This window comes from Escherichia sp. KCJ4928 (genome assembly GCF_004352695.1).
Lineage (GTDB): Bacteria > Pseudomonadota > Gammaproteobacteria > Enterobacterales > Enterobacteriaceae > ECMA0423.
Genome location: NZ_SJWV01000177.1, coordinates 1 through 8,213 on the forward strand (window position 1 = coordinate 1; position 8,213 = coordinate 8,213).

The 8,213-nt window shown below is 48.0% G+C and carries 7 protein-coding genes, 2 tRNA genes and 3 pseudogenes; 10 read left to right on the forward strand and 2 right to left on the reverse strand.

Annotated features, from left to right (window positions below):
- The 7 genes and pseudogenes from E0D98_RS19150 to ldtA all read left to right on the forward strand — a co-directional run.
- On the forward strand, window positions 1-142 hold a 142-nt coding region (locus E0D98_RS19150), incomplete at its 5' end, for an IS3 family transposase (RefSeq protein WP_071685826.1).
- A 996-nt stretch (window positions 143-1,138) separates the two neighbouring features.
- Window positions 1,139-1,327: pseudogene (locus E0D98_RS28005) on the forward strand (IS4 family transposase); the annotation flags it as partial.
- Window positions 1,324-1,497: pseudogene (locus E0D98_RS28010) on the forward strand (cobalamin biosynthesis protein); the annotation flags it as partial. The pseudogenes E0D98_RS28005 and E0D98_RS28010, both read left to right, overlap by 4 nt.
- Before the next feature lie 133 nt (window positions 1,498-1,630).
- Entirely contained in the window at window positions 1,631-2,176 is a 546-nt protein-coding gene (gene cobU / locus E0D98_RS19165; RefSeq protein ID WP_000973159.1) for a bifunctional adenosylcobinamide kinase/adenosylcobinamide-phosphate guanylyltransferase, read from the forward strand.
- On the forward strand, window positions 2,173-2,916 hold the full coding sequence (gene cobS, locus E0D98_RS19170; protein ID WP_001297350.1) for an adenosylcobinamide-GDP ribazoletransferase: 744 nt from the start codon (window positions 2,173-2,175) through the stop codon (window positions 2,914-2,916). The genes cobU and cobS overlap by 4 nt, the downstream gene beginning before the upstream one ends.
- 11 nt (window positions 2,917-2,927) lie before the next feature.
- On the forward strand, window positions 2,928-4,007 hold the full coding sequence (cobT, locus tag E0D98_RS19175; protein WP_131890849.1) for a nicotinate-nucleotide--dimethylbenzimidazole phosphoribosyltransferase: 1,080 nt from the start codon (window positions 2,928-2,930) through the stop codon (window positions 4,005-4,007).
- A 61-nt stretch (window positions 4,008-4,068) separates the two neighbouring features.
- A complete protein-coding gene (gene ldtA, locus E0D98_RS19180; RefSeq protein WP_000986331.1) occupies window positions 4,069-5,004 on the forward strand; it encodes a L,D-transpeptidase in 936 nt (311 codons plus the stop codon).
- 55 nt (window positions 5,005-5,059) lie between these two features.
- On the opposite strand, the gene E0D98_RS19185 is transcribed toward ldtA, so the two are convergent.
- Window positions 5,060-5,135, reverse strand: a tRNA-Asn gene (locus tag E0D98_RS19185).
- Window positions 5,136-5,460: 325 nt separating this feature from the next.
- Here E0D98_RS19185 and nac point away from each other — a divergent pair.
- Together nac and cbl are read left to right on the forward strand one after the other, a co-directional pair.
- The gene (gene nac / locus E0D98_RS19190) at window positions 5,461-6,378 is read left to right on the forward strand and encodes a nitrogen assimilation transcriptional regulator NAC (RefSeq protein WP_001011483.1); all 918 of its coding nucleotides are present in this window, start codon (window positions 5,461-5,463) and stop codon (window positions 6,376-6,378) included.
- 101 nt (window positions 6,379-6,479) lie between these two features.
- Window positions 6,480-7,430 carry an HTH-type transcriptional regulator Cbl gene (gene cbl / locus E0D98_RS19195; RefSeq protein ID WP_131890852.1) on the forward strand — a complete coding sequence of 317 codons (951 nt, stop codon included), beginning with the start codon at window positions 6,480-6,482 and terminating at the stop codon, window positions 7,428-7,430.
- A gap of 37 nt (window positions 7,431-7,467) precedes the next feature.
- Here the strand turns inward: cbl and E0D98_RS19200 are convergent.
- Window positions 7,468-7,543: transfer RNA gene (locus tag E0D98_RS19200), tRNA-Asn, on the reverse strand.
- A gap of 160 nt (window positions 7,544-7,703) precedes the next feature.
- On the opposite strand from E0D98_RS19200, the pseudogene yeeO reads away from it, so the two are divergent.
- A pseudogene (yeeO, locus tag E0D98_RS19205) lies at window positions 7,704-8,213 on the forward strand (toxic metabolite efflux MATE transporter YeeO); the annotation flags it as partial.

An 8,213-nucleotide genomic window follows, 5' to 3' on the forward strand; every position in this document is an offset into this window, starting at 1 on the left:
CCATGGAGAACACTTTATCAGCCGGGAAATAATGCGGGCAACGGTGTTTAATTATATCGAATGTGATTACAATCGGTGGCGGCGGCACAGTTGGTGTGGCGGCCTCAGTCCGGAACAATTTGAAAACCAGAACCTCGCTTAGGCCTGTGTCCATATTACGTGGGTAGGATCACCGCACTCTTGACATAAGAGTGCGGTCCGTGGAAAACGGAGTTGAAAAAATGGTGTCTGAAAGAAGGTACCATCATTGCGATGACAAACACTTTGGCGTGGATAATGTAATTAATTGCTGAAATTGACCGTATATGCGGTAAGACTCATATCAGTATCAGGTCCGGTTAATTGCTGATACTGACATAAACTTTTTACAAAAGGATGAATGCAGAAGGTTACTCTAATGGCCAGAGTGATGACAATGATGGTCAGACGTTGACCTGCAGAAACTGCATTTTAATTGGTCTATAAAGTCTGCAAGAGGAATCAGGGCCAGATCAGTGAGTCTTATCGCGGCCCGAAGCTATGACTGAAAGAAGGCTGGATACAGAATTGCAACAATTTGGCAATGTCAGAACACAGAAGCTTTGCAAGCAGGTGAAAGGTTATGTCTAGCAAAAGGAGTATATCAGAATACATCTACTGATGTACAAAACACAACAATAGCTTCATGATATATAAATACGTGATGACGAGTGGTACTCCGCATGGTTATTTAACTTCTCAGCACCACTAATGATCCTGAGCAACTTCGTATTTGGGCCATTGCCATGGAGTAGAAAGCTGTGTCTGAGAATGCAGAATTTGAGAAAAGAATTCGCTTTCTTGGAGAGCTTCTGAAAATGGCACGCTAACAACGTTTTGTTAAAAAATGTGAATCACTTGCCGAGGCTGCATTTTCTATTCGAGGAGAATGTTGACGTAGATATTACAGAAATCTCAGCGCATCAGGATAAACTGCTACCTTAGGTCAACCACCAAAAGAAAATACAATACGTCCAGTTTGTATGCCTTTAATAACACATCTTTTAAATGTTGAAGAATTATCCCGCCTGCTGAAGAACGTTGCTCTGAGTGTGATAAACCTTTTTATTCTTGATGATGTCAGCGAGAAGATGGAATATATCCCCGACTGGGTCGTGGTTACCCGGTTAAACATCTGGTGGCGCTAATAAATCTGGCAAGTCACATTCTGTTGAATGCTGTGACAGTGCCTTACCGAGAGAGCGAAATTGTGGTGTTCTAGTGCATAGTCGCCACCATTCCGGATAATTCTATTGCGTTGTTTTACAAGTTCTTTTACAGCGCAGATCTGTCGTTGACGTTGAATCAATAGCCTGGATTTCAGAACACAATGCCCGTTTGCTGGTTGGTCCGGCAGTAGCATTAATTCATTATCTGAATGAAATGTGTCAATCCACAGAAACCGCTGTCAATGACGCATTTTGTCGGACGTTAACACGAGGAAGTCTGGCTATTCCACAATGCCATCTTCTTTCGTAATGGATTGAGAATGCTGGATTTTTAATTATATTACGCGCAGTATTGATCGTGTAAATGTTTTGCGGTCAGCAATGGTGGGGGATCCATTGTTCTGTTCAATGAATACCATCATACAATTGAATCAGGAGTCGGTATGATGATTTTGGTGACGGGGGGCGCACGGAGCGGGAAGAGTCGCCACGCAGAGGCGCTTATTGGGGACTCTTCACAGGTTCTGTATATCGCCACCTCGCAAATCCTTGATGACGAGATGGCTGCACGGATAGAACATCATCGGCAAGGCCGTCCGGCGCACTGGCGCACGGTGGAGCGTTGGCAACATCTTGATGAATTAATTCATGCAGACATTAACCCGCATGAAGCTGTGTTGCTGGAATGCGTTACCACAATGGTGACTAATCTGTTGTTTGATTATGGCGGCGATAAAGACCCTGATGAATGGGATTATCAGGCGATGGAACAGGCGATTAATGCTGAGATTCAGTCGTTGATTGCTGCCTGCCAACGTTGCCCCGCAAAGGTTGTATTAGTGACTAACGAAGTGGGAATGGGGATTGTGCCGGAGAGTCGTCTGGCACGACATTTTCGTGATATTGCCGGGCGGGTAAATCAGCAGCTGGCCGCTGCGGCAAATGAAGTATGGCTGGTGGTTTCGGGTATTGGAGTAAAAATCAAATGAGTAAATTATTTTGGGCGATGCTCTCATTTATTACGCGTCTGCCTGTACCGCGTCGCTGGTCCCAGGGACTGGATTTCGAGCATTATTCTCGCGGTATTATTACTTTTCCTTTAATTGGATTATTGCTTGGCGCGATTAGCGGGCTGGTCTTCATGGTGCTGCAGGCATGGTGTGGCGTACCACTGGCGGCACTGTTTAGCGTACTTGTGCTGGCGCTGATGACCGGGGGATTCCACCTAGACGGCCTCGCCGATACCTGTGATGGCGTATTTTCTGCACGTAGCCGCGATCGCATGTTGGAAATCATGCGTGATAGCCGTTTAGGCACCCATGGCGGTCTGGCATTGATTTTTGTTGTACTGGCAAAGATTCTGGTATTAAGCGAGTTGGCTCTGCGTGGCGAACCGATCCTTGCATCGCTGGCGGCAGCATGTGCGGTCAGCCGCGGGACTGCCGCATTATTGATGTATCGTCATCGTTATGCCCGGGAAGAAGGGCTTGGCAATGTGTTCATTGGCAAAATTGATGGGCGACAAACCTGCGTCACACTCGGCTTAGCCGCTATTTTTGCTGCCGTATTATTGCCGGGTATGCATGGTGTGGCTGCTATGGTGGTGACGATGGTGGCGATTTTCATCCTCGGTCAGCTTCTCAAACGTACGCTGGGCGGGCAAACCGGCGATACGCTGGGAGCTGCTATAGAGCTTGGTGAACTGGTCTTCCTGCTGGCACTGCTATAAAGAGACGTGACATGCAAACACTTGCCGATTTACTGAATACGATCCCTGCTATCGATCCTGCCGCTATGTCGCGTGCACAACGGCATATTGACGGGTTACTCAAACCTGTTGGTAGCCTGGGAAGGCTGGAGGCGCTTGCCATACAACTGGCGGGAATGCCGGGGTTGAATGGCATACCGCATGTGGGCAAAAAAGCGGTACTGGTTATGTGTGCCGATCACGGCGTCTGGGAGGAAGGGGTCGCTATTTCCCCAAAAGAAGTGACAGCCATTCAGGCTGAAAATATGACCCGCGGAACAACCGGCGTGTGTGTGCTGGCAGCACAAGCGGGCGCTAACGTCCACGTAGTTGATGTTGGTATTGATAGTGCTGAGCCTATCCCCGGGCTTATCAACATGCGTGTCGCACGAGGTAGCGGCAATATTGCTTCAGCTCCGGCAATGAGTCGCCGTCAGGCTGAAAAGTTGCTTTTGGACGTCATATGTTATACGCGGGAGCTGGCAAAAAACGGTGTCACGCTGTTTGATGTAGGTGAACTGGGGATGGCAAACACGACACCGGCAGCGGCAATAGTCAGCACAATCACTGGCCGGGATCCTGAAGAAGTGGTTGGGATTGGCGCAAACCTGCCGACAGATAAACTGGCTAATAAAATTGATGTTGTGCGCCGGGCGATTACGTTGAATCAACCAAATCCGCAGGATGGCGTTGATGTTCTGGCAAAAGTGGGGGGATTTGATTTGGTCGGAATGGCTGGCGTGATGTTAGGCGCTGCTTCCTGCGGTTTACCCGTGTTGCTGGATGGATTTCTTTCTTATGCTGCTGCGCTCGCAGCCTGCCAGATGTCTCCTGCAATCAAACCGTATCTCATTCCTTCTCACCTGTCGGCAGAAAAAGGGGCGCGTATAGCGCTGTCGCATTTGGGGCTGGAGCCTTATCTCAATATGGAGATGCGTTTAGGTGAGGGGAGTGGCGCAGCTCTGGCGATGCCCATCATCGAAGCTGCCTGTGCGATATATAACAACATGGGCGAACTTGCTGCCAGTAATATTGTTCTACCGGGGAATACGACTTCTGATTTGAACAGTTAAAAACGAAAAGTCTGATAAAAGCTATACTTAACGGATAGCTTTCGCGACATAGGAAAGGGACATGATGCGTCGTGTAAATATTCTTTGCTCATTTGCTCTGCTTTTTGCCAGCCATACTAGCCTGGCGGTAACTTATCCATTACCTCCAGAGGGTAGCCGTTTGGTGGGGCAGTCGCTTACTGTAACTGTTCCTGATCACAATACCCAGCCGCTGGAGACTTTTGCCGCACAATACGGGCAAGGGTTAAGTAACATGCTGGAAGCGAATCCGGGCGCTGATGTTTTCTTGCCGAAGTCTGGCTCGCAACTCACCATTCCGCAGCAACTGATTTTGCCCGCCACTGTTCGTAAAGGGATTGTGGTTAACGTCGCTGAGATGCGTCTTTATTACTACCCGCCAGACAGTAATACTGTGGAAGTCTTTCCTATTGGTATCGGCCAGGCTGGGCGAGAAACCCCGCGTAACTGGGTGACTACCGTTGAACGTAAACAAGAAGCTCCAACCTGGACGCCAACGCCGAACACTCGGCGCGAATATGCGAAACGAGGGGAGAGTTTGCCCGCATTTGTTCCTGCGGGGCCCGATAATCCCATGGGGCTGTACGCGATTTATATTGGCAGGTTGTATGCCATCCACGGTACCAATGCCAATTTTGGTATTGGACTTCGGGTAAGTCAGGGCTGTATTCGTCTGCGCAATGACGATATCAAATATCTGTTTGATAATGTTCCTGTTGGAACGCGTGTGCAAATTATCGACCAGCCAGTAAAATACACCACTGAACCAGATGGCTCGAACTGGCTGGAAGTTCATGAGCCGCTGTCGCGCAATCGTGCAGAATATGAGTCTGACCGAAAAGTGCCATTGCCGGTAACCCCATCTTTGCGGGCGTTTATCAACGGGCAAGAAGTTGATGTGAATCGCGCAAATGCTGCGTTGCAACGTCGATCGGGAATGCCTGTGCAAATTAGTTCTGGTTCAAGACAGATGTTTTAAGAGCGTTGGTAATTAGAAAGCAAAAAGCCTGCTAGAAAGCAGGCTTTTTTGAATTTGGCTCCTCTGACTGGACTCGAACCAGTGACATACGGATTAACAGTCCGCCGTTCTACCGACTGAACTACAGAGGAATCGTGTGAACGGGGCGCATATTAATGGCAGTGCATGGTGATGTCAAAGGGTGAAATGCATTTTTTTGTTTGTTTGCTGTCAATTTCAACAAAGTGATGAGATTTCAATCTTATTGGTAATGAACCATCGTGGTGCATACACTCCTTTTATAGGGCAGGGGAACGCGACTGCTGGTGAAAAGAGCCAATGACGAATCTATCATAATCTCTTATTTGACAGTTGGTTAGCTTGTACATCAACGCCAAAATAAAACTGGCAAGCATCTTGCAGTCTGGTTGTAAGTAATGGCGGCACTTGGGCCGATTCTCAAAAACCGGAGGCAACATGAACTTCAGACGCCTGAAATACTTCGTAAAAATTGTAGATATTGGTAGCCTGACTCAGGCTGCTGAAGTATTGCATATCGCACAACCAGCGCTCAGCCAGCAGGTTGCCACACTGGAAGGTGAGTTAAATCAACAACTTTTGATTCGCACAAAACGGGGCGTTACGCCAACAGACGCCGGAAAAATTCTCTATACCCATGCGCGGGCCATTTTACGTCAGTGTGAGCAGGCCCAACTGGCGGTGCATAACGTTGGTCAGTCATTATCGGGGCAAGTCTCGATTGGCTTTGCGCCAGGAACCGCTGCGTCATCCATCACCATGCCCTTATTACAGGCGGTTCGCGCTGAATTCCCGGAGGTCGTTATCTATCTTCATGAAAATAGTGGTGCAGTGCTTAACGAAAAACTGATAAATCACCAACTCGATATGGCGGTGATTTATGAGCATTCCCCTGTGGCTGGTGTATCCAGTCAGGCTTTACTGAAAGAAGATCTTTTCCTGGTAGGGACTCAAGATTGTCCGGGGCAAAGCGTTGATGTTAATGCTATTGCGCAAATGAACCTCTTTCTTCCCAGTGATTACAGTGCTGTTAGACTTCGTGTTGATGAGGCTTTTTCCCTACGGCGACTCACGGCAAAAGTCATTGGTGAAATTGAGTCTATTGCCACGCTTACCGCAGCGATTGCCAGCGGCATGGGCGTTGCAGTATTACCCGAATCGGCCGCGCGTTCGTTATGTGGCGCAGTAAACGGGTGGATGTCACGCATTACCACACCTTCCATGAGTCTCTCTTTGTCATTAAATTTACCCGCCAGAGCGAACTTATCACCACAGGCACAGGCAGTGAAAGAGTTGTTAATGTCAGTGATGAGTTCTCCAGTGATGGAAAAAAGGCAGTGGCAATTGGTGAGCTAAGCGTTATATCGGGATGTAATAAGATGCGGTTTTTTATTATTTGTTATGCCGGGCATTAGACTTTAACAATAACGGAAAATCTGAACTGCCCGGAGTTTACCGTGAATTTCCAACAACTAAAGATAATCCGCGAGGCTGCACGTCAGGATTACAACCTGACAGAGGTTGCGAATATGCTTTTTACCTCACAGTCCGGCGTCAGCCGTCATATTCGGGAACTGGAGGATGAACTTGGCATCGAAATATTTGTTCGACGAGGTAAGCGACTGCTGGGCATGACTGAACCGGGCAAAGCATTACTGGTCATTGCAGAACGTATTCTGAATGAAGCCAGTAATGTTCGTCGGCTTGCAGACCTGTTTACCAACGATACGTCTGGCGTTCTCACTATTGCAACAACGCATACTCAGGCACGTTATAGCTTGCCTGAGGTCATTAAAGCTTTTCGCGAACTTTTCCCGGAGGTTCGGCTGGAGCTAATCCAGGGTACGCCACAGGAAATTGTGACGTTGTTGCAAAATGGCGAAGCTGATATTGGTATCGCCAGCGAGCGTTTGAGTAATGACCCGCAGCTCGTCGCCTTCCCGTGGTTTCGTTGGCACCATAGTTTGCTTGTTCCACACGATCATCCCTTGACGCAAATTACACCATTGACGCTGGAATCAATAGCGAAGTGGCCGTTAATCACTTACCGACAGGGGATTACGGGGCGCTCACGTATTGATGACGCATTTGCCCGCAAAGGTTTGCTGGCAGATATTGTATTAAGTGCGCAGGATTCTGATGTCATTAAAACCTATGTTGCTCTTGGGCTTGGGATCGGATTAGTTGCCGAACAATCCAGCGGTGAACAAGAGGAAAAGAATTTAATCCGCCTGGATACGCGGCATCTTTTCGATGCTAATACTGTCTGGTTGGGACTCAAGCGAGGACAACTTCAGCGTAACTATGTCTGGCGCTTTCTGGAACTTTGTAATGCAGGACTGTCAGTTGAGGATATCAAGCGCCAGGTGATGGAAAACAGTGAAGAGGAAATTGATTATCAGATATAGCAAAAGGCCTGCTATAAAAGCGGGCTTTTCAGAAATTTGGCTCCTCTGACTGGACTCGAACCAGTGACATACGGATTAACAGTCCGCCGTTCTACCGACTGAACTACAGAGGAATCGCTGTTGAGGCACATCTTAACGGCGAAAAATCTTTTGTCAAACCCGATTTTTAAATTCCCCAACTGTTTGCCGTTTCTATCAACAGTTTGTTGCATTTGCAGACAATTTGTTGGCGAAAATCTTTGCAGCTTTGCTGATTCTCCCTCATTATTTGAAATGTGGTTTCACTTTCTGCAATTAAGGTCGGCTTTGAATATCTCCTCTGCTTTACGCCAGGTTGTTCACGGCACTCGCTGGCACGCTAAACGCAAGAGCTACAAAGTGTTGTTCTGGCGCGAGATAACCCCGCTTGCTGTTCCTATCTTCATGGAGAATGCCTGTGTCCTGCTGATGGGTGTCCTGAGCACTTTTCTGGTCAGCTGGCTGGGAAAAGATGCGATGGCCGGCGTGGGATTGGCGGACAGTTTCAATATGGTCATTATGGCTTTTTTTGCTGCTATCGATCTTGGTACTACTGTCGTTGTGGCATTTAGTCTCGGTAAGCGGGATCGACGACGAGCGAGGGTGGCGACGCGGCAGTCATTGGTGATCATGACGTTGTTTGCCGTACTGTTGGCAACGCTTATTCATCATTTTGGCGAACAAATTATTGATTTCGTCGCGGGTGATGCCACGACAGAAGTTAAAGCACTGGCGTTGACTTATCTGGAGCTGACGGTACTCAGT

Coding starts and splice junctions, on each gene's coding strand:
- cobU (WP_000973159.1), top strand. CDS start 1,631: ATGATGATTTTGGTGACGGGGGGCGCACGGAGCGGGAAGAGTCGCCAC.
- cobS (WP_001297350.1), top strand. CDS start 2,173: ATGAGTAAATTATTTTGGGCGATGCTCTCATTTATTACGCGTCTGCCT.
- cobT (WP_131890849.1), top strand. CDS start 2,928: ATGCAAACACTTGCCGATTTACTGAATACGATCCCTGCTATCGATCCT.
- ldtA (WP_000986331.1), top strand. CDS start 4,069: ATGATGCGTCGTGTAAATATTCTTTGCTCATTTGCTCTGCTTTTTGCC.
- nac (WP_001011483.1), top strand. CDS start 5,461: ATGAACTTCAGACGCCTGAAATACTTCGTAAAAATTGTAGATATTGGT.